The following is a 20,832-nucleotide window of genomic DNA, read 5'->3' as shown; positions in this document are numbered from 1 at the left end:
CAACCCCTTTCCCCGCCTGCGGCGGGGACTTCCTTTCCAGACAAGAACCGGAGCAAAGACTCCGGTCAGGAGACAGACATGACACAACAAAACACATCCTCCGGTACCGGAGTTTCCCGCCGCCGCGCGCTATCTGCCGGGCTGGCCGTGGCCGGAATCGGCGCCTTTCCGGTGATCGCACGCGCGCAAACCCAGACCCTGCGCATTGGCGTTGTCAGTCCGCGTTCCGGTCCCTTGGCGCTGTTCGGCGAGGGTGATGGGTTCGTGCTCGACCAGGTGCGCAAACAATGGGCGGGTGGCGTCGAGTCGGGCGGCAAACGCTACAACATCGAGTTCATCGCCAAAGACACCCAGAGCAACCCGGTGCGCGCAGCGGCCATGGCCAAGGAGTTGATCAACTCCGACAAGGTGGATTTCGTGCTCTCCACCTCCACCCCCGAAACCGTGAATCCGGTGGCCGATGCGTGCGAAGCCGCCGGGGTCCCGGCGCTTTCCACGACCAGCCCATGGGAGGCGTTCTATTTCGGGCGCGGCGCCAAGCCCGGCGAGCCCTCGCCCTTCAAATGGACGTACCACTTCTGTTTCGGCGTGGGCAACTTTGCCAAGCTGTATGCCGACCAGTGGAGCAAGGTCCCCACCAATAAGAAGGTGGGCATGCTGCTACCCGCCGATGCCGACGGAAACGCCATCCGCGCCATGTTGATTCCCTCCTTGCAGAAGGCCGGTTTCACGGTGGTGGATGCCGGGCCCTACCAAAACGGACTGACCGACTTTTCTGCGCAGATCGCGCTGTTCCGCAAAGAAGGCATCGAGATCTTCAACACCTTCCCCTTCCCACCCGACTTCGCGGTGTTCTGGCGCCAGGCGGCCCAGCGGGGCCTGGCCAAGCAGGTCAAGATCGTGCAACTGGCCAAGGCCGGCCTGTTCCCGGCCGAGCTGGAGGCCATGGGCCAGTTGGGCGACGGCCTGCATGCCGGCGCGTACTGGCACCGCAGCTTCCCGTTTTCCTCACCCGCTACCGGCATGACCAGCATGCAGTTGGCCGACGGATACGAAAAAGCCAGAGGCAAAACGTGGAACCAGCAGATCGGTGCAACCGCATCCCTGTTTGATGCGGCCATAGCGACCGTGCGCAGCGCAGCAGACCCCAAAGACCGTGCCTCGCTGGCGCAGGCGATGTCCCGTTTGAAAACCGAGACCGCTGTGGGCCAGGTGGACTTCACCACCGGACCGGTCGCGAACTGTGCCACGACCGGCCTGGTCGGGGTGCAGTGGGTGCGCGGCAAGGTCGGTGCGAACAAGTTCGGCCTGGAAATCGTCTCCAACGCGGATAACCCGAAAGTTCCGCTGACCGCTGCGATGAAGCCTTACCGCTTGGGCTGAGCCCGCGCACGCACAGAGACGACCATCGATGTCTGAACAATTCATCCTGGAGGCCGGGGGCGTGTGCAAGCACTTTGGCCGTCTACAGGTCTTGCATGGTGTGGATGTGAGTCTGCGCCAAGGCGAGGCGCTCGGGGTTGTGGGTCCTAACGGTGCCGGCAAAACCACGCTATTCAGCGTGCTGGCGGGTACGGTGCCTGCCAGCAGCGGCAGCGTCCGGTTCGATGGCAAGTCCATCGACACCTGGGACGCAGCCCGTCGCTGCCGCGCGGGCATTGCCCGCACCCACCAAGTGCCCCGGCCCTTTCTCAATCTGAGTGTGTTCGACAACGCGCTGGTCGCCGCCCAGCATGGCGCCGGGCTGCGCGGGCCGCAGGCAGAGCGCGCGGTGTTGGACAGTCTGGAGCGCTGCGGACTCACCGCCATGGCACAGCGTCCCGCAGCCAGTTTGGGTCTGATGGACCGCAAGCGGCTCGAACTCGCACGCGCGCTGGCGACCGGGCCCCGGGTGCTGTTGCTGGACGAAATCGGCGGTGGCCTGACGGAGGCCGAGCTGATTCACCTCTCGGGTCTGGTGGCCTCTTTGCGGGATGAAGGTTTGACGGTGATATGGATCGAGCATGTGCTCCACGCGCTGCTCAAGGTCGTGGACCGGCTGGTCTGCATGGACTCTGGCACCGTGCTGGCGCAGGGCGATCCGCACACGGTGATGAATGATCCGCTGGTGGTCGAGGCCTATCTGGGTGGGGTGCCTGCATGACTCAGCATGGTTCGATGAATCCTATTCTTGAAGCCCGCGAGCTGCGCGCCAGCCACGGGCAACTGGTGGCGGTGCGGGATGTTTCGCTGGAACTCAAAGCCGGGGAAACCGTGGCGCTTGTGGGCTCCAACGGAGCGGGCAAAACCACCTTGTTGCGCACCCTGGCGGGCGTACACCCCACGCAAGCCGGCAGTATCTGGCTGGGCGGGACCAAATTGAGCGCCCAGCCTGCGCATCGCCGGGTGCAGCAAGGTCTGGCCTTGGTGCCAGAGGGGCGACGACTGTTCGCCGACATGACGGTGCGCGAAAACCTGTTGCTCGCACAAGAGCACCGGGGCCGCCAGCGGGATGGTGATGCCGGCTGGTCGATCGAACGCGTGGTGCAGGCCTTGCCTGCGCTCAAGCCACTCATGCACCGGCCCGCAGGGGCACTCTCGGGCGGTCAGCGGCAAGCGGCGGCCATCGCCCGTGCGCTGATGACCAACCCCACCGTGCTGCTGATTGATGAGGTGTCCTTGGGCCTGTCGCCGCGTGCGGTGGACGAGGTGTACCTGCACCTGGAAGAGCTGCGCCGTGAGGCCGGCACCACCTTGCTGCTGGTGGAGCAAGACTTGGGGCGCGCCATGGCGTTCGCCGACCGGGTGCTCTGTCTGCGCGAGGGCCGCATTGTGCTGGCCGCTGCTGCGGCCGGGCTGGACCGCAATCTTGTTACCGAAGCCTACTTCGGTGTGGAGTACACCGCATGATGGATGCATTGATTCAAGGCACCCTGCTGGGGGGCTATTACGCCGTGCTGGCGGCCGGGCTGTCGCTGATGTTCGGCGTCATGCGCATCATCAACCTGGCACACGGCGACCTCGCCATGCTGGGCGCTTTCGTGGTGTTGTGGTTGGTGGGCCTGGGCTGGTCGCCCTGGCTGGCCGTGCTGGCCACGGTCCCGGCCATGGGGGTGGTGGGCATGCTCTTGCAGCATTGGGTGCTGGCACGCACGTTGCGGTCAGGAGTTCTGCTGCCCCTGCTGGTCACCATGGGCTTGGGCGCATTGATCCAGAACGCGCTGTACGGTGTATTCGGCTCCGAGGCCCGTTCGCTGGCGGATGCGCTGGGCGAGCTTTCTTGGGCGAGCTGGACTTTGCCGGGCGACATCAACGTGGGCCAACTCTCCGTACTGACGTTGGTGCTGGGAGTGGCTGTGCTGGCTGCCTTGCAAGCCCTGCTGAGCTGGACCCGGCTGGGCCGCTCCATCCGTGCAGCCTCGTCTGACCCGGAGGCCGCCGCACTCTGCGGTGTGGACGCCGGGCGGGTACACCGCGCCGCTGCGGCCATTTCGGTGGGCTTGGCGGCTTTGGCCGGCGCCATGCTGGCCACACGCGCCACGATAGAACCCTACGGCGGCCCATTGCTGTTGATCATGGCCTTTGAGGCGGTGGTCATCGGGGGCATCGGCTCGCTGTGGGGTACCTTGCTGGGTGGCATCCTGCTGGGCCTGGCGCAAAGCTTTGGCGCATTGGTGTCGCCTCAAGGGTTCCAGCTCGGGGGACACCTCTTGTTCCTGGTGGTGCTGGGCGGACGTCTCTGGAAGCAATACCGGGACGGACTGGGCCTCTCCATCTGGCCGGTACCCGGGGGTAAAGCGTCGTCCATATCTGCGCACAAGACGCTGGAGGCGCAGCCATGAAACACCCTATTTCCTGGATGGCGGGTACCGCTGTGGCCCTGGCTGCTTTGCCCCTGCTGCTGGGGGCGAATGCAATCGACAAGCTCACTACCCTGTTTGTATTCATGCTGCTGGCCTCTACCTGGGGCTTGCTGGCGGGGCAGGCGCGCTTGGTATCAGTCGGGCAACAGGCTTTCTTTGGCGTGGGTGCCTACTTTGCGCTGCGCCTGGTCGACGGCGGCTGGAGTGCCTACCCGGCGCTTTTCGCGGGTGCATTCGGCGCGGCCGTGGCTGCCTTGGTGATGTCATTCTTTGTGCTGCGGCTCAAGGAGGGGGAGTTCGCCATCGCGACCTGGGTGATTGCCGAGGTCATCCGTATTCTGGTGATGCTCAATCCGATGGTGCAGGGCGAAACCGGCACGTCTTTGCTGGCCCTCAATGCGGTCGAGCCTGAGCTGCGTCGCAACATCGGTTTCTGGATGGCGCTGGGCTCGCTGGCCTTCATGCTGGGTGTCACCATCTGGATGATGCGCAGTGCGGTCGGTACTGCCACCCGTGCCATCGGGGAAGACGATGAGGCCGCCGCATCCCTGGGCGTGCGGGTGATGAGCACACGGCGCTGGGTGTATGTGCTGGCTTCACTGGGTGCTGCCCTGGCCGGCGTCGCCTGGCTGGCAACCGCGATCACTTTTCTGCCCCGCACTAACTTCGGCGTCCAGTGGTCGGTGCTGATGCTGTTCATGGCCCTGGTGGGCGGGCTGCGCAGCCAGTGGGGTCCGCTGCTGGGGGCACTGTTGTTATTCGTCCTGCAGGAAAGCATCGGTCACCTGGGCGCCTGGTACCTCGCGGGACTGGGTGTCGTTGCCATGGTCTTTGCGCTGTGGCTGCCACGCGGTCTCGCCGGGCTGTGGGATGACTGGCAGGCGCGCCGCACCGCAGGCACCGCGCAGTCTGCGGGGCCTGTCACCCCTTCTTCAACTGTTTCCCCCATCACTTTTCAAAGGAAATCCGCACCATGAGCTTTCAAGGAAAAACCATCGTTATCACCGGAGTTAGCTCCGGCATCGGCAGCGACACCGCCAAGCTGTTGCGCCTTCAGGGCGCACGCGTGATCGGCGTGGACCGAAACGACCCGACGCTGACGCTGGACGGCTTCGTCAAGGCAGATCTGTCCACTCCCGCCGCCATTGATGCTGCCATTGCCCAGTTGCCGGCGCGCATTGATGCTCTGTGCAACATCGCCGGTGTACCCGGTACTTCGCCCGTGGATCTGGTGGCCAAGGTGAATTACCTTGGCCTGCGGCATCTGACGCTCGGCCTGCTGGACCGCATGGAAGGTGGCAGCGTGGTGAATATCTCTTCCATCCTGGGCGCCGAGTGGCCGGCCCGCCTGGAGCTGCACCGCACGCTGGGCCAGACGAACTCCTTCGCGGAAGGGCAGGCGTGGCTGGCCAAGAACGCCGTTGCGCAAGAGACTTGCTACCAGTACTTCAAAGAGGCACTGATTGTCTGGACGTACACCCAGTCTCAAAAGCTGTTCCTGGAGCGCAACGTCCGTATGAACTGTGTTGCGCCCGGCCCGGTGTTCACGCCCATTCTGGGTGACTTCGTGCAAATGCTGGGCAACGAGCGGGTAGAAAAAGATGCCCACCGCATGAAGCGCCCCGCCTTCAGCGACGAAGTGGCTTCTGTCATCGCATTCATGTGCAGCGATGCGTCCCGCTGGGTCAGCGGGATCAACCTGCCGGTGGATGGCGGACTGGCCTCCACCTATATCTGATAACACGCAAAGCCCAGCCTCAGCATCCCCTCAACCAACCTCTACAGGAGCACGAACTTGGTGCCTCAATCCGTATTGCTATCGACTGGAAAAGTTCGTTGTATTGACACTGGTGGCTCCGGCCCCGCCGTGCTCTTGACGCACGGCATCGGCGAATCACTGGAGTTCTGGCAGCCCCAGATCGAGGCATTGGGAAAAATGATGAGGCTGGTCGCTTGGGACATGCCAGGCCATGGCGAGTCGGATATCCCGACTGCTGCCATGGACCTGCAAGCCTTGGCTCGCAGTGCGTGGCTGTTGCTGGACCACTTGGGAATTGAGTCCGCCCATCTGGTGGGCAACTCGCTGGGCGGGGCCGTTTCACTGCGCATGCTGGGGCAGCAAGCTTCACGTGTGCGTAGCCTGTTGCTGGCGAACTCGGCCACCCTCGGCCCCGAGGTTTTTGGCGCATTCAAGGTCATGACCTTGCCCTTGCTGGGTGAACTGATGAACAAGCCCAGTACCAAAGGTGTCGAGATGCAGGTCAAAGCCCTAGTGCACCGTGCGCACGCCATCACGCCCTCTGTGCGGGCGGCCATCGAGCGCAACATCTACAGGCCTGGTGCCGCCGCGTATTTTCTGGCTACGTTGCGCATGATCTCCGGATTGCGCGGCCAGAGTGAGGTCGCTTGGAAAGAGACGCACCAATTGCTCCGCCAGGTGAAGATTCCCACACTCGTCCTGCATGGCAAGCAAGATACGGTGGTGCCGTTCAAGCATTCCGAGCAGGCGCACGCCCTGGTGCCAGGCTCGGAACTTCAGATCTGGGAAAACTGCGGACATACGCCGCAGCTGGAAATGCCAGATGCTTTCAATGCCCAATTGGCGGCGCTGGTGCAGCGCACCGTGCCGTAACCAAAAGCTGCTTTGACATAAACCGAAACAAACCGCAACCGCCCTGACACCCTGTGTCAGGGGCACTTCGGCACCATCACGGTCATATTCCAACTACCCGACTGGGTTCAGAAAGACCGTGATGACCAACTTCTTCCTTCGTAGCCATGCCAAACGTACGCTCATCGGTGCCGTGACCGCCTTGGTGCTGGTCGGTGGCCTCGCAGCCTGCGGCCACCGCCCGCATGATTTCGGTGCCAACATGAGCGCCGAGCAATACGCCACCCAGCGCGACAAGATGGTCGACAAAGTGGGCGGCAAACTCGACCTGAACGCTGACCAGAAGAAGCTGCTCGCCGTCGTGGGTGACAAGATGTTCGAGCAGCGTGCGGCCCTGATAGGCCAGACCAAGGACCCGCGCGCTGAAATGAAGGCACTTGTGGCCGGCGACAAATTTGACGCCACCCGCGCCCAGACCCTGATTAACGACAAAACCGCCGCCATCCAGACCAGGAGCCCCGAAGTCATTGCGGCCATGGCCAACTTCTACAACAGCCTGAACCCCGCCCAGCAGCAGAAGGTGCGCGACTACATGGACGGTCGCGGTCACTGGTTCAGCCGGGGTTGATCGTCATGGCGCCCGCAACCCTGAGCGCCATTGCAGCACCCTTGCGCGCCTACGGGGCCGTGGTGCTGGAGGGCTATGAAGAACCTCACGCCGAAGTCATGGCCCTGGTGTGGGGCCCGCGCTTTGACCGGGAGCACGCCCTGCGCCTGCTGGAGCGCCGCCCCGGTTACGTGCCCCAGGTGCTGCACGATGTGCAAAAGGCGGCTGACCTGTTTGACCGGATGGCCGATGCCGAGCGCGACCGCCTGCGCAGCCTGATCCAGCGCCACCGCAGCTTGCTGTCCGGGTGTGACAATAGGCCCGCAACCCACTGACGCCTATGCACCGCATTCTGCTCATCGATGACGACACCCAGCTCGGCGGCCCCCTGGCCGCCTACTTTGCGCGCTTCGACATGGCGCTGGAGCATTGCCTGCGCCCCAGCGATGGTCTGGCGCGGCTGGCGCAGGGCGGCATTGATGCGGCCATTCTGGATGTGATGCTGCCCGAGATGGATGGCTTTGCCTTGTGCCGCGCCATCCGCAAAGACAGCGACCTGCCTATTGTCATGCTCACCGCGCGTGGCGAGGTGATGGACCGGGTGGTGGGCCTGGAACTGGGTGCGGACGACTATGTGCCCAAACCGTTTGAGCCACGCGAGCTGGTAGCCCGCGTGCAAACCGTGCTTCGCCGCCGTGCCCCCGCCGCGCCCAAGGCTGCAGCGGCCGACCCCAACCACCTGTGCTTTCAGGGCCTGCGCATCGACGTGGCTACCCGCACAGTGCTGCGTAATGGCGAGGCGGTGGACCTTACCGGAACTGAGTTTGATTTGTTGCTCCTGCTGGCTCGAGCGCCGGGCAAGGTGTTCAGCCGTGACGACATCCTGAACCAGCTGCGCGGTCATGAGGCCGAGCTCTATACCCGCGCGGTGGACATTGTGGTCAGCCGCCTGCGCAAAAAGCTGGAGCCGCTGGACTGCATCAAAACCTTGCGCAACGCCGGCTACACGCTGGCTTTGGCCCCATTGGCGGCTTCAGCAGCAGGAAGTGCCACATGAGCATGTGGGCTGATTGGTGGCGCGTCTGCCGAGGCTGGCCGGCGTTCAAGGCCTGCATCAAGGCCCAGCGCCAGGCCAAGCACGCCTTGGTGCACTCACTGCGCGTGCGGCTGATTGCCATGTTTGTGCTGCTGGCCCTGGCCATGGCAACCACTTTCATGTTCGGCATGCAGGCGGCGCTCAGCATCGGCTGGCGCGATGCGGCCAAGCCGCTGGTGGCCGACTACATCGACAAACTGGCCGTTGAGATTGGCGACCCGCCCGACATTGAGCGCGCTCGCGCCATCACCCAGCGCCTGCCCTTGAGCGTGCGCATCAGCGGCCCGCAGATCAATTGGCGCAGCAACCCGGAGCAACTCGACAACCAGCACGACTGGATGGACGACAAACCTGCTGACCCCGAGAGTCCCCGCTTCTATGTGCGCACCACGGCAGATGGCCACCGCATTCAGTTCGGGGTGAGTGTGCAGGCCTGGCATGACCGCCCCCGCTTCATCGGCTGGGTCACGCTGTTCAGCCTTTTGGTGCTCACCACGCTGGCTTATGTGCGGGTACGCCGCATGCTGCGTCCTTTGGACGATATCCGCGCAGGCGCCCTGCGTTTTGGCGCGGGCGACTTTGCACAGGCCATCCCCGTGCGCCGCTCCCACCACCCGGACGAGCCGGGTGAGCTGGCCGCCACCATCAACACCATGGGCGCGGACATCCACCAGATGCTGGAGGCCAAGCGCACCTTGTTGCTGGCCATCAGCCACGAGCTGCGCAGCCCGCTCACCCGCGCCCGGCTGAATACCGAGCTGCTGCCTGAAACGGCCGACGTGCAGCCCGGCCGCGATGCACTTCTGCGCGATCTGGCCCTTATGCGCGACCTGGTTACCGACTTGCTGGAAAGCGAGCGCCTGGCCAGCCCGCATGCCGCGCTCCACCGCGAGGCGGTAGACGTGCGCGCATTGGTGGAAGACGTGGTCTGCGAGCTGCAAACCGCCCACTCCGCGGAAGCTGATGCCGGCCCTGCCATCGACATGCATGTGCCCCCCGCCTTGCCCTGTCTGCAGCTGGACCCGACCCGCATCCGCCTGCTGGTGCGCAACCTGCTGGACAACGCCTTGCGCCACAGTGCGGGGGCGTCTGCCTCTCCGCAAATCACCGTGAATTGGACGGACGGGCAGTTGTCGATCGCCGTGCGCGACTTCGGCACTGGTGTGGAGGAAAACCAGCTCCCCAACCTGGGTCAGCCCTTCTTCCGGCCTGATGCCGCCCGTACCCGCGAAGGCGGTGGCGTGGGGCTGGGCTTGTACCTGTGCCGCCTGGTGGCGCAGGCGCATGGCGGCAGCTTTGCTGTACGCAATGCCCATCCGGGCTTGGCGATTGAAATCGCCTTGCCAGCCGCTACAGTGTGAGCTGCAGCGCCGGGCAGGCAAGTTTTTGCCCTGGCGCTTTCATGAATTCACTATGATTTTGATAGCTGCTTGCGCATATTCTGCGGGCGCTGGAGCCTGATTTGACTACCAAAAACCTCGTATTGCTCCCCGGCCTGATGTGCGACGCCGCTGTCTGGGCGCCGCAGGTGCAGGCCTTGTCGGCCACCCACCACTGCATGGTGATGGACTGGGGTCTGACCGATTCGCTCACCGCCATGGCGCAGCAGGTGCTGGAGGCGGCCCCCGCCACTTTTGCCCTGGCCGGCCACAGCATGGGCGGGCGCGTGGCTCTGGAGGTGATGCGTCTGGCCCCCGAGCGGGTAGAGCGCCTGGCCTTGCTGGACACCGGCGTGCACCCCTTGGCCGAGGGCGAGGCGGGCGCCAAAGAAAAAGCCGGCCGCATGGCCTTGCTGTCGCACGCGCAGCGCGCCGGCATGCGGGCCATGGGCGCCATGTGGGCGCGCCCCATGGTGCACCCCGCCGTGGTGGGCGGCCCGGTGTTCGAGCAGGTGCTGGCCATGCTGGAGCGCAGCAGCCCCGCCCAGTTTGCGGCGCAAATCAACGCGCTACTCACCCGGCCCGACGCCGCTCCGGTGCTGTCCGGCATCACCTGCCCGGCCCTGGTGCTCACCGGCCGGCAAGACGCCTGGAGCCCGCCCGAGCAGCACCAGGCCATGGTGGACGCCATGCACGCAGTGCGCGCCGAGCTGGCGGTGCTGGAGGACTGCGGCCACATGGCCACCCTGGAGCAGCCGGACGCCGTCAACACCGCCTTCGTCCGCTGGCTGGCCGCCTGAAAAGTGCCAACTTCGTCGCGGTTCCTGTAACCGTTACAGCACAAAGTTACATGAAGCGGGCCCGGAGCGGTAACAATCTCCCCCTCGGCCGGAAAACCCCGGCCTCCCAACACTGAATCTCACCATGTCGACATTTGAAATTGAAGGCGGCGTGCCCCTGCGAGGCACCATTCGCGCTTCCGGCAACAAAAACGCCATCCTGCCCATGATTGCGGCCTGCATCCTGACGGACCAGGAAGTCATCCTCGACAACGTGCCCGACATCATCGACGTGCGCCATATGCTGGACGTGATCGTCGAAATCGGCGGCAAGGTCGAACGCAGCGGCGAGCGCGTCAGCATCCATGTGGCCAGCGTGCGCATCAGCGAAATCGGCCAGGCCCTGTGCAACAAAGTGCGCACCTCCATCCTGTGTGTGGCCGGCCTGTTGCACCGCACCGGCTCTGCGCGCCTGTTTCCGCCGGGGGGCGACGTCATCGGCCGCCGCCGTTTGGACACGCACTTCTACGGCCTCATGAAGCTGGGCGCCAAGGTCAGTATCAATGGCGTGTACGACTTCACCATGCCCGGCCCGCTGACGGGCGCCGAGCTGTTTTTTGACGAGCCATCCGTCACCGGCACCGAGCACATCCTCATGGCTGCTGCGGTGAGCCGCGGTCACACCCTGATCCGCAACGCCGCCTGCGAGCCGCACGTGCAAGACCTGGCCCACCTGCTCAACGCCATGGGCGCCAAGATCAGCGGCATCGGCACCAACCAGCTCAGCGTGGAAGGCGTGGACTCGTTGCACGGCACCACCTACACCGTGTGCCACGACCACATCGAGGCCGCGTCCTACCTGGCGCTGGCCGCTGCCACCGGTGGCGAAATCACGGTCGAGGGCACCGACAAGCACGCCTACGGCATGTGCCACCGCGTGTTCGAGACCCTGGGCGTGAAGATTGATTTGCACGACAAACACATCTTCTTGTCCGGCAACCAGCGCATGCAGGTCACCCGCGACTTTGACGGTGCCATGCCTGTCATCGGCGACGGCCCATGGCCCCAGTTCGCCACCGACCAGATGAGCTGCATGATCACCCTGGCCACGCAGGTGGAAGGCAATGTGCTGTTCTTCGAGAAGATGTTCGAGTCCCGCCTGTACTTTGTGGACAAGCTCATCGGCATGGGCGCCGCCGCCGTGGTGTGCGACCCGCATCGCGTCGTCATCAGCGGCAAGAGCCGCCTGCGCGGCACCACCTTGCCAAGCCCCGACATCCGCGCCGGCATGGCCCTGTTGGGCGCCGCCTTGTGCGCCAGCGGCAAGTCCACGGTGCAGAACGCCAACATGATCCAGCGCGGCTACGAAAAGCTGGACGAAAAGCTGCTCGCCCTGGGCGCCCGCATCACCCACAAGCCCAACTAAAGGCAGCACGCGAAAGCGTGCTTGCTATCAATAAAAGAGCTGCTCGCGCATATCCCATGGGCGCTGGTGGCTGATTTGAGAGGGATTTGATGAAGCCATTTCCTGTTCGTCTCACCCCCGGCCAAGACCTGCGCGCCGCGCTGGAAGCTGCGGTTCTCGCCCAAAACTGCCGCGCAGCGTTTGTGCTGTCCGGCATCGGCAGCCTGTCCACGGCGGGCATCCGGCTAGCGGGCGCGGCGCAGCCCACGCGGCTGACCGAAAGCATGGAGATACTCACCCTCTCGGGCACCGTGGCTGCCAGTGGCGACAAGACGGGCTCGCACATGCACATGGCCATTTCCACCGCTACGGGGCAGGTGCTGGGTGGGCATGTGGCGCCGGGCTGCATCGTGCTCACCACCGCCGAGGTGCTGCTGGGCCTGCTGCCCGACTGGCAGTTCACCCGCGAGCCGGACTCGCTCACCGGATACGATGAACTGGTGATCCGTCCCCGGAACTGATTTGCTATTTATTTAATAGCTACTCGCGCATATTCCACGGGCGCTAGCGGCCAATTTGTTACGTAATCCATCATGAAGACCTTTTACAACCACCTCCACGCCCAACACCAGGGCAAAGTCGAAATGTTCCGCGGCGCGCTGGTGCCGTGCTTTGAGGTGCCGGCCCGTGCCGACCATGTGTTAGCCGAGCTGCAGCGCCGCCAGCTGGGCGCGGTGCTGGAGCCGCAAGCCTTTGACGAGGCGGCGCTCACCGCCATCCACAGCCCGCGCTACCTGAACTTTTTGGCCACCGCCTGGGACCAGTGGGTGGCGTTGGACGCAGCCAATGCGGACAAAGACATCCTGCCCTCCGTCTGGCCCACGCGCACCTTCCGCACCGACATTGAGCCTGACAACTTTGCCGCCAAGGTGGGGCTGTATTCGTACGACGCGGGCACGCCCTTCACCAGCGGCACTTGGGTGGCCGCCCGCGCCGGAGCGCATTGCGCCTTGAGCGCTGCGCAAGCCGTGCTGGCCGGCGACCGTGCCGCCTTCGCCCTGAGCCGGCCGCCCGGCCACCACGCAGGAGCCGACTTTTTTGGTGGCTACTGCTTCCTGAACAACGCAGCGCTGGCCGCCCAGCACCTGCGCAATGCTGGGATGCACAAAGTGGCGGTGCTGGATGTGGACTACCACCACGGCAATGGCACGCAGGCCATCTTTTACGACCGGCCCGATGTGTACTTCGCCAGCATCCATGGTGACCCGCGCACCGAGTACCCGTTCTATCTGGGCCATGCGGATGAAACTGGCTCCGGCGCTGGATGGGGTGCCAACCTCAACCTGCCGCTGCCTCGCGGTACCGACTACGCCACCTGGGCCCAGGCCCTGGAGACCGCCTTGGCGGGCATTGCCAAATTTGGCGCAGATGCATTGGTGGTGTCGCTGGGTATGGACACCTTTGAGGGCGACCCAATTTCCGGCTTCAAGCTCAAGACGGACGACTACCTGCGCATCGGCGAGCGCCTGGCAAAAGCCGGCTTGCCCACGGTGTTCATCTTTGAAGGCGGTTACGCCGTGGAAGAGGTGGGGGTGAATGCGGTGAATGTGTTGCAGGGCTTTACCAATCCGTAACACGCGCCGGGGCGGGTAGCCCGCCCGGAGCGGCTAAGCTTGCGTTTATGACTTCGATTTTTCAAATCTGCAGCTCTGTGTGGCTGCGGCGCGGTGTGCGCGCAACCGTTGTAGCCATGGCTTGTGCTGTGGCTACCCCCGCACTGGTGCTGGCCCAGGGCGTGACAGCCACCCTCGACAACGCAGCTTCCACAGAGCGGCTGATCTCCGAGTTCGGTGGCTGGATCGGTAACCGCCACGATGCGGATCAGCTGGTCACCACCTTGCGCAGCGGCCGCCCGACGGCTACCGAAGGTGCGGCCAGCAAAGAACCAGCGACCGGACCTTTGGGTTACGGCGAAGTGCGCTTGGCGCTCAAACTCGCGCAAGGCGCACTGGCGCAGCAAGGCGTGGCCTACCCCAATCCGGATCAGCTGCAGGCGGCGCTGCATGGCGGGGTGTTGCGCACTCCGCAGGGCGAACAGGTGATGGATGGGGTCTTGCCCCAAAAGGCGAGGGGCACCGGGTGGGCCAACATGGCCGAGCGCTATGGCCTGACCATGGAAGATTTGCTGCCCCCGCCGGGCAAGGCCGTGACGGTGAAGAGCGCAAAGCAGTCGGCCGCCAAGGGCAAAGCCAAGGCGGGTGCCAAAGCCAAAGCATCTGCAAAAGCATCATCTAAAGGCAAGGCCAAGGCTTCGGCTAAAAAACCGGCAGCCAAGTCTGCCAAGCCAGCGGCCAAAGTCGTCAAAAAAGCGACCTCGGGCAAATAAGCGTTACGGGCGGCAAGGCCGCGCGGTGGCGTATCAGGCGGGGTTGCGGCGGGCGCGCAGCAGTGCGGCCAGACCCACGGCCGCCACCAGGATCAACACCGCCGGAAAAGCCACCGTGGCCGACCAGTCAATCAGCGCGCCGCTGATGCCGGAGGCCACCAGCCCGCCCAAGGTGTAGTTCAACACCAGCACCGCGGTGCAGTTGACCAGGGCAATGCCTTTTTCGCGTGCGCCTATGTCGGTCATGCACAGGGTGTAGAGGCTGCTGCCGGCAGCGCCCAGCAAAAACACCACCGGCCACGCGACCCAGATGGCGTGCTCCACCAAAGGCAGGGCTGCAGCACACACTAAGGCGACGGCGGCCACGGCCACCATCAGGCTGCGGCGGCCACGCACCGGGTCGGCAAACCGGTCTGCCGCCATCCCCACCGGAATGGCTGCCAGCGTGCTGCCCAGACCGCTCACAGAAATCAACAACGCAGCTGCACTGGCGCCCAGACCCATGCTCAGGCCGTAGAGCGGCAGGATGGAGGCCAGGCCCAGCTCAAAGAAGCCGCCGATAAACCCGGCCAGCATCAGGATAGGGTGCTGCTGCACCGCCTGCCACAGGCCGCGCGGTCCGACGCTGGTGTTGCCGGCCTCTGCAGGAGTGGGGATGGGCGGTATGAACATGGTCCATACCAGGCCCAGGGTCAGCAGTGCGATCACCAGACCCAGCGCCACATGCCCTGTGCTGCCGGCCCAGGCCAAGAGGCTGGGGCCGATGATGAAGGTCGCGCCCACCATGGTGGCGTACATGCCCATGGTGCGCCCCAGGCGCTCGGGCGGCGAGAACTCGGCAATCAAGGCCTCTGCCAGCACCCAGCGCATGCCGCCAGCAATGCCCGCCAGAAGCTCCAACACAAACCACACCGGTATGGAGTCGGTACTCAAGAAGCCCACTGCCGCTGCCAGCGGCACGCCGGAGGCAAACCACATGGCGCGCCGGCGGCCCCATCGCCGCGTGAGCGCTGATGCAAAGGGCGTCACGATAAATATGCCCAGCCAGGTGGTCGCCGCAAACAGGCCGGCGATGGTGGTGGACACCTCCCGCTCTGTGAGCAGCACCAGCATCAGCGGCGACAACATAAAGACGCCCGAGAGCTGAAACAGCGTGGAGCCGAACACGGCCAGCAAGCCCGTGCGGGAGCCGGGGTGCGCAGTGGCGCCGGTGGTGGGTTCGTTATGCAAGAGAACGTGCTTCCAGAATGGCGCGGGCCACCTCGGCAAAACCTGCGCCTCGCGCAGAAGGCGTGACGTAGGTCGGCAGGTGGCTGAGCTGTGGCACAAAGCGCGCAATGTTGGCCACGCCCGCGCTGTGGGTGAAGTGCTGGAACATGGCCTGGTCATTGCCCGAGTCGCCCACAAACACCCACTGGTCCAGCTCGGTGCTCAGGTCACGGCCTATCAGCTCGCGGACGATCCAGCAGGCGCCGGTCCATTTGTTGAAGTCCCCGAAGCAGCCGTGGATGTGGATGCTGCTCACCGTGGTTTGCATGCCGTGGCTTTGCAGCAGGGCCAGCACGCGTTGGACCGTTTCGGGGGCGTGATGGGCGAATTCGGCGTAGTCGAACGCGAGGTCGGTTTCGCGGCCCGCGCTGTCGCAGCTGAGCTCCATGCCCGGCACTTCGGCACAGACTTGGGCGGCAATGGCGTCCATGCGCAGGCGGTTGGCGGTGCGCACTTCAGCACTTTGTTGATATCGTTTTGATAGCGCCCCGCGCATATCCGACGGGCGCTGGAGGTCAATTTGGCTAGTAACCGCGTAGGCAGGGCCGGGTACAAAAGCCACGGCCCCGTTCTCCGCCACCATGGCATCCACCGGCCAGGCCGGGCCGTTGGTGCCCGCCATGAAGGGCTCGCACCAGCCGATGGGCCGCCCGGTGATGGGTATCACCGTGAGCCCCGCAGCCTTCAAGTCGCCCAGCGCCTGCAGCGCCTCGGGGGCGATGTGACCGTCGTGGGTGAGGGTGTCGTCGATATCGGTGAACACCCCGCGGATGGCACGGCGGCTGTCCACCGGCCAATGCGCCAGGGGTTTCACGAGGGGGCCTTTTGTTTAGCCTGCTGTTTGCAGTGCCAAGCCCGCATGCTCGCGCAGCGGGTGGAAGTGGATCTTTGGAAAGCGCTCCTGCGCCAAGCGCACGTCGTAGGGGCTGGTGCACAGGTAGGCAAGCGTGTCTGCCGCGTCCTTGGCCATGCGCATGGGGTAGGCGTTCACGAACTCCTGCAGTTCCTTCGGCGTGTCGGCCGTGATCCAGCGCGCACCGGTGTACTGGCTGCTTTCCAGGCGGATGTCGGCGTCGTACTCGCCCTTGAGGCGGTGCTGCACCACTTCAAACTGCAGTTGACCCACGGCGCCCAGCAGCATGTTGCCGCCCATTTCGGGTTTGAACACCTGGATCGCACCTTCCTCGCCCAGCTGGGCAAGGCCTTGCTGGAGCTGCTTGGTGCGCAAGGGGTTCTTGAGCACCACAGTCATGAACATTTCGGGCGCGAAGAAGGGCAGGCCGGTGTACATGAGGTTGACACTGCCATCGGTGATGGTGTCGCCCAGCTGCACGCCGCCGTGGGTAGTAAATCCCACGATGTCGCCGGCATACGCCTCTTCCACCGCCTCGCGGCGCTGGCTCATGAAGGTCACCACCGAGGTGGGGCGCAGCTCTTTGGCGGTGCGCATGACCTTGAGCTTCATGCCTGGCGTGTACTTGCCGCTGGCCATGCGTACGAAGGCGATGCGGTCGCGGTGGTTGGCGTCCATATTGGCCTGCACCTTGAAGACCACGCCGCTGAAGGCTTCGTCTTCGGGCTGAATCTCTTTGACCACGGGCTGGCGGTTCACCAGCGTGGTGCTGATGCGCTTCTGGGGTGCGGGCGCGAGGTCGACTAGCGCGTCCAGCACCTCCATCACACCGAAGTTGTTCACCCCGGAGCCGAAGAACACGGGCGTTTGCTTGCCGGCCAAAAAGGCTTCGTGGTCCCAGGCGGGGGAGGCGCCGGTGGCGAGCTCCATGCTCTCCACTGCTGTGTCCCACTCGTGGCCGAAGCGGGCTTGCAGCGCGGCAGGGTCGCTCAGGGGCATGGCGTCAAAGTCTTGCGGGCGGCGCTCGCTGCCGGACTCAAACACGGTCATGGCCTGGGTGCGCAGGTTGATGATGCCGCCGAACAGCTTGCCCTGGCCCACAGGCCAGGTCATGGGCACGCAAGGCATCCCCAGCTCGCGCTCGATTTCGTCCAGGATGTCCAGGGGCTCGCGCACTTCGCGGTCCATCTTGTTCACGAAGGTGATGATGGGCGTATCGCGCTGGCGGCACACTTCGATCAGGCGGCGGGTCTGTGCTTCCACACCGTTGGCCGCGTCAATCACCATCAGTGCCGAGTCCACTGCAGTGAGCACGCGGTAGGTGTCTTCCGAGAAGTCCTTGTGTCCCGGGGTGTCCAGCAGGTTGACTACGTGGTCGCGGTAGGACATCTGCATCACCGAGGATGCGACAGAGATACCGCGCTGCTTTTCAATTTCCATCCAGTCGGAGGTGGCGTGGCGGCTGGCCTTGCGGGCCTTTACCGAACCGGCGATCTGGATTGCGCCCGAGAACAGCAAGAGCTTTTCGGTGAGCGTGGTCTTGCCGGCGTCCGGGTGGGAAATGATCGCAAAAGTGCGGCGGCGCTTGGTCTCGGGTGCGTAGGTCACAGGGGGGTCCAGGGTCGGGTGGGCCGCGCATCACAGGCGGGCCGCAGGAGGAGAGGGCGTATTTTACAGAGCTGCCCCGACAGCCGCGCGCGGGGCAGGCCTTAAACTCATCTCCATAACAAACGAGCAATCCCGGAGACACGCGTGAGCATCAAGCAGTTGGCCCAGGCATTGGGTCTGTCCACTTCCACGGTCAGCAGGGCCTTGAACGGTTACACCGACGTCAATGCCCTGACCCGCACCCGTGTGCAGGAAATGGCAGACGCCATGGGCTACCGCCCCGACGCGGGCGCGCGCCGGCTGGTGCGTGGCAACACGGATGCGATTGGCATCGTGTATTCCGCTGCGGTCGAAAACCTGGGTAACCCGCAGTTTCTGGACATGGCCGATGGTTTGGGCGAGCGCCTGGAGCGCGAGCACCAGGACTTGCTGCTGGCGGTGGCCAAAAATGAAACCGAGCTCGAAATTTACGAGCGCCTGTTCCGGGGCGGCCGGGTGGATGCGGTCATCGTGCCCAACACCCGGGTGCAGGACCCGCGCGTGGATTTCCTGCTGGAGAACAACTACCCCTTTGTGGGCTACGGCCGCACTGCCGATTGCGCGCATTACTCCTGGCTGGACTTTGACAACGATTTGGGCAGCCAGCTGGCGGTAGAGCATTTGCTGGCCTTGGGCCACACGCGCATTGCCTATGTGCACGCTCCACTGGAGCTGAACTTCGCCTTTCAACGCCACCGGGGCTACATCAGCACCCTGCAGGCTGCAGGTGTGGAGTGCCCGCCAGGCTATTGCATAGGGGGTGTGAACGACAGGCGTAGCGGCCTGAATGCCGTGGCGCAGGTCTTGGCCTTGTCACCCCGGCCGACCGCTGTGCTGGTGGACAACAACTTGGGCGGCGTGGGCCTGATCCGTGGCTTGATGGATGCCAACCTCCGGGTGGGGCAGGACATATCGGTGGTGGTGCACGGCGACATTCCGCAGGACACGTTGCTTACCGGCTTGAATGTCACCACCGTGACCCAGCCTACGCCACAAACCACCGGTTTTGCGCTGGCCGAGATGGTGATGAAGGTGCTGCGCGACCCCGAGGGCGGCCCTTACCAGCTGCTGCGCCAGCCGGCATTGCAGGTGGGTACCAGTACCGGCCCGGCGGCCTGAAGGCCGGACGCGGTCGGGTGACTTTGACCTAGTGGCTTGGTGCGGCAATCGACACGAGGTTAAAATCCGCAGCTTCCGAGGAGCGTTGCAGCCCGCCAAGTGCCCATACCGGCACCGCGAGTGAGGCTCGGAACCCACGATGCGCCCTGCATCGTGTCCCCCAACGGCGCTCACCCACTGGAAATGTGTGCGGTGAGTGGCCTCAAAAACCCCCGTGTGCGCCAGTGGCAATGCAAATCAACGTTTGGAGCACACCATGAGCGCTGTATTGAAACTGGTTAAGAACGCCAAGACCCCCAAATCTGTGAAGGCCGTCAAAGCGGTTTCCGCTGCCAAGGCCGTCGTGGCCCAATTTGAAGACTACAAAGTCGCCGACCTGAGCCTGGCCGATTGGGGCCGCAAAGAGCTGACCATCGCCGAAACCGAAATGCCCGGCCTGATGGCCATCCGTGAAGAGTTCGCCAAGAGCCAGCCTCTGAAGGGCGCACGCATCACCGGTTCCCTGCACATGACCATCCAGACCGGCGTGCTGGTCGAAACCCTGCAAGCCTTGGGCGCAGATGTGCGTTGGGCTTCTTGCAACATCTTCTCCACCCAGGATCACGCAGCCGCTGCGCTGGTGGCCAAGGGCACTCCCGTGTTCGCTCACAAGGGTGAGTCGCTGGAAGAGTACTGGGACTTCACCCACCGCATTTTTGAATTCGGTGGCAAGAAGGGCACTGCGGCCGAAGGCCCGAACATGATTCTGGACGACGGCGGCGATGCCACCTTGTTGATGCACTTGGGCGCTCGCGCTGAGAAAGACATCAAGGTGCTGGCCAAGCCCGGCAGCGAAGAAGAAGTGTGCCTCTTCAATGCCATCAAGGCCAAGCTGAAGGTGGACCCCACCTGGTACAGCCGTCGCTTGAAGAACATCATCGGCGTGACCGAAGAAACCACCACCGGTGTGATGCGTCTGGAAGAAATGTCCGCCAAGGGCACTCTGGCCCTGCGCGCCATCAATGTGAACGATTCGGTGACCAAGAGCAAGTTCGACAACCTGTACGGTTGCCGCGAATCCCTGGTCGACGGTATCAAGCGCGCGACCGACGTGATGATCGCCGGCAAGGTGGCTGTGGTGGCGGGTTACGGTGACGTGGGCAAGGGTTCTGCCCAAGCGCTGCGTGCTTTGTCCGCCCAAGTGTGGGTGACAGAAATCGACCCGATCAACGCCCTTCAAGCCGCCATGGAAGGCTACAAGGTGGTGACCATGGAATACGCTGCCGACAAGGCCGACATTTTCGTGACCACCACTGGCAACAAGAACGTGATCACTTATGCGCACATGGATGCGATGAAGGACCAGGCCATCGTCTGCAACATCGGTCACTTCGACAATGAAATCGATGTGGCTTCCCTGTCCAAGTGCAAGTGGGAAGAGATCAAGCCCCAAGTGGACCACGTGATCTTCCCCGCCAAGGGCAAGAAGGCTTCCAAGCGCATCATCCTGTTGGCCAAGGGCCGCTTGGTGAACCTGGGTTGCGGTACCGGTCACCCTAGCTTTGTGATGTCTTCCAGCTTTGCGAACCAGACGATCGCCCAGATCGAACTGTTCACCAAGCCCAAGGATTACAAGGCCGGTAAGGTTTATGTGTTGCCCAAGCACCTGGACGAAAAAGTGGCACGTTTGCACCTGAAGAAGGTCGGCGCCATGTTGACCGAACTGACCGACGAGCAGGCTTCGTACATCGGCGTGAGCAAAGCCGGTCCGTACAAGAAAGACACGTACCGCTATTAATAGCACCCCCGAGGCGCCTCTGGCGCCTCCCCCTCGAAGGGGCGATACCAGCAGGTCGGCAG

The 20,832-nt window shown here is 64.0% G+C and carries 21 protein-coding genes and 1 riboswitch; of the genes, 18 read left to right on the top strand and 3 right to left on the bottom strand.

The window, feature by feature from the left end:
• Positions 1 to 78 precede the first annotated feature (78 nt).
• The 16 genes from ACOAP0_RS06285 to ACOAP0_RS06210 all read left to right on the top strand — a co-directional run bounded on the left by ACOAP0_RS06285 (position 79) and on the right by ACOAP0_RS06210 (position 14,105).
• Positions 79 to 1,383 (top strand): ABC transporter substrate-binding protein, encoded by a 1,305-nt coding sequence (locus ACOAP0_RS06285; RefSeq protein WP_498375124.1) that lies wholly within the window; start codon positions 79 to 81, stop codon positions 1,381 to 1,383.
• A gap of 28 nt (positions 1,384 to 1,411) precedes the next feature.
• Complete coding sequence (locus tag ACOAP0_RS06280) at positions 1,412 to 2,143, top strand: ABC transporter ATP-binding protein (RefSeq protein WP_498375125.1); 732 nt, start codon at positions 1,412 to 1,414, stop codon at positions 2,141 to 2,143.
• A gap of 14 nt (positions 2,144 to 2,157) precedes the next feature.
• Entirely contained in the window at positions 2,158 to 2,889 is a 732-nt protein-coding gene (locus tag ACOAP0_RS06275; RefSeq protein WP_498375126.1) for an ABC transporter ATP-binding protein, read from the top strand.
• On the top strand, positions 2,886 to 3,821 hold the full coding sequence (locus ACOAP0_RS06270) for a branched-chain amino acid ABC transporter permease (protein ID WP_498375127.1): 936 nt from the start codon (positions 2,886 to 2,888) through the stop codon (positions 3,819 to 3,821). The genes ACOAP0_RS06275 and ACOAP0_RS06270 overlap by 4 nt, the downstream gene beginning before the upstream one ends.
• On the top strand, positions 3,818 to 4,819 hold the full coding sequence (locus ACOAP0_RS06265; RefSeq protein WP_498375128.1) for a branched-chain amino acid ABC transporter permease: 1,002 nt from the start codon (positions 3,818 to 3,820) through the stop codon (positions 4,817 to 4,819). The genes ACOAP0_RS06270 and ACOAP0_RS06265 overlap by 4 nt, the downstream gene beginning before the upstream one ends.
• Complete coding sequence (locus tag ACOAP0_RS06260) at positions 4,816 to 5,580, top strand: coniferyl-alcohol dehydrogenase (protein ID WP_498375129.1); 765 nt, start codon at positions 4,816 to 4,818, stop codon at positions 5,578 to 5,580. The genes ACOAP0_RS06265 and ACOAP0_RS06260 overlap by 4 nt, the downstream gene beginning before the upstream one ends.
• Before the next feature lie 60 nt (positions 5,581 to 5,640).
• Positions 5,641 to 6,474, top strand: coding sequence for an alpha/beta fold hydrolase (locus ACOAP0_RS06255; RefSeq protein WP_498376087.1), 834 nt, complete (start codon positions 5,641 to 5,643; stop codon positions 6,472 to 6,474).
• A gap of 121 nt (positions 6,475 to 6,595) precedes the next feature.
• Complete coding sequence (locus ACOAP0_RS06250; RefSeq protein WP_498391347.1) at positions 6,596 to 7,081, top strand: Spy/CpxP family protein refolding chaperone; 486 nt, start codon at positions 6,596 to 6,598, stop codon at positions 7,079 to 7,081.
• Positions 7,082 to 7,086: 5 nt separating this feature from the next.
• Complete coding sequence (locus ACOAP0_RS06245; protein WP_087497266.1) at positions 7,087 to 7,395, top strand: hypothetical protein; 309 nt, start codon at positions 7,087 to 7,089, stop codon at positions 7,393 to 7,395.
• Positions 7,396 to 7,400: 5 nt separating this feature from the next.
• Positions 7,401 to 8,117 (top strand): response regulator transcription factor, encoded by a 717-nt coding sequence (locus ACOAP0_RS06240; protein ID WP_498375131.1) that lies wholly within the window; start codon positions 7,401 to 7,403, stop codon positions 8,115 to 8,117.
• Entirely contained in the window at positions 8,114 to 9,517 is a 1,404-nt protein-coding gene (locus ACOAP0_RS06235; RefSeq protein WP_498391345.1) for a sensor histidine kinase, read from the top strand. Before ACOAP0_RS06240 ends, ACOAP0_RS06235 begins: the two co-directional genes overlap by 4 nt.
• Positions 9,518 to 9,618: 101 nt before the next feature.
• A complete protein-coding gene (locus ACOAP0_RS06230) occupies positions 9,619 to 10,335 on the top strand; it encodes an alpha/beta fold hydrolase (protein ID WP_498375133.1) in 717 nt (238 codons plus the stop codon).
• A gap of 124 nt (positions 10,336 to 10,459) precedes the next feature.
• Positions 10,460 to 11,740 carry a UDP-N-acetylglucosamine 1-carboxyvinyltransferase gene (gene murA / locus ACOAP0_RS06225; RefSeq protein WP_498375134.1) on the top strand — a complete coding sequence of 427 codons (1,281 nt, stop codon included), beginning with the start codon at positions 10,460 to 10,462 and terminating at the stop codon, positions 11,738 to 11,740.
• Positions 11,741 to 11,829: 89 nt separating this feature from the next.
• Complete coding sequence (locus ACOAP0_RS06220) at positions 11,830 to 12,240, top strand: PPC domain-containing DNA-binding protein (RefSeq protein WP_498375135.1); 411 nt, start codon at positions 11,830 to 11,832, stop codon at positions 12,238 to 12,240.
• A 72-nt stretch (positions 12,241 to 12,312) separates the two neighbouring features.
• Positions 12,313 to 13,353, top strand: a complete 1,041-nt coding sequence (locus ACOAP0_RS06215) for a histone deacetylase family protein (RefSeq protein ID WP_498375136.1) — start codon at positions 12,313 to 12,315, stop codon at positions 13,351 to 13,353.
• A gap of 47 nt (positions 13,354 to 13,400) precedes the next feature.
• Positions 13,401 to 14,105 carry a hypothetical protein gene (locus ACOAP0_RS06210; RefSeq protein ID WP_498375137.1) on the top strand — a complete coding sequence of 235 codons (705 nt, stop codon included), beginning with the start codon at positions 13,401 to 13,403 and terminating at the stop codon, positions 14,103 to 14,105.
• Between the two features lie 33 nt (positions 14,106 to 14,138).
• Here the strand turns inward: ACOAP0_RS06210 and ACOAP0_RS06205 are convergent, their stop codons facing one another.
• The 3 genes from ACOAP0_RS06205 to ACOAP0_RS06195 are packed head-to-tail and all read right to left on the bottom strand — an operon-like array spanning position 14,139 to position 17,835.
• Positions 14,139 to 15,335, bottom strand: coding sequence for an MFS transporter (locus tag ACOAP0_RS06205; protein WP_498375138.1), 1,197 nt, complete (start codon positions 15,333 to 15,335; stop codon positions 14,139 to 14,141).
• Positions 15,328 to 16,188, bottom strand: coding sequence for an HAD family hydrolase (locus tag ACOAP0_RS06200; protein WP_498375139.1), 861 nt, complete (start codon positions 16,186 to 16,188; stop codon positions 15,328 to 15,330). Before ACOAP0_RS06200 ends, ACOAP0_RS06205 begins: the two co-directional genes overlap by 8 nt.
• A 15-nt stretch (positions 16,189 to 16,203) precedes the next feature.
• Positions 16,204 to 17,835 (bottom strand): peptide chain release factor 3, encoded by a 1,632-nt coding sequence (locus ACOAP0_RS06195; RefSeq protein ID WP_498375140.1) that lies wholly within the window; start codon positions 17,833 to 17,835, stop codon positions 16,204 to 16,206.
• A 144-nt stretch (positions 17,836 to 17,979) separates the two neighbouring features.
• Here ACOAP0_RS06195 and ACOAP0_RS06190 point away from each other — a divergent pair, with 144 nt between their 5' ends.
• Together ACOAP0_RS06190 and ahcY are read left to right on the top strand one after the other, a co-directional pair.
• Positions 17,980 to 18,993 (top strand): substrate-binding domain-containing protein, encoded by a 1,014-nt coding sequence (locus tag ACOAP0_RS06190; protein WP_498375141.1) that lies wholly within the window; start codon positions 17,980 to 17,982, stop codon positions 18,991 to 18,993.
• A gap of 71 nt (positions 18,994 to 19,064) precedes the next feature.
• Positions 19,065 to 19,172, top strand: a riboswitch (S-adenosyl-L-homocysteine riboswitch).
• Between the two features lie 77 nt (positions 19,173 to 19,249).
• On the top strand, positions 19,250 to 20,770 hold the full coding sequence (gene ahcY, locus ACOAP0_RS06185) for an adenosylhomocysteinase (protein WP_498375142.1): 1,521 nt from the start codon (positions 19,250 to 19,252) through the stop codon (positions 20,768 to 20,770).
• The last annotated feature ends 62 nt before the right edge of the window (positions 20,771 to 20,832 follow it).

Source organism: Curvibacter sp. Hmag1.1, from assembly GCF_059769165.1.
Note: the sequence above shows the minus strand (reverse complement) of the source record. Positions and strands in the feature narration are given on the sequence as shown.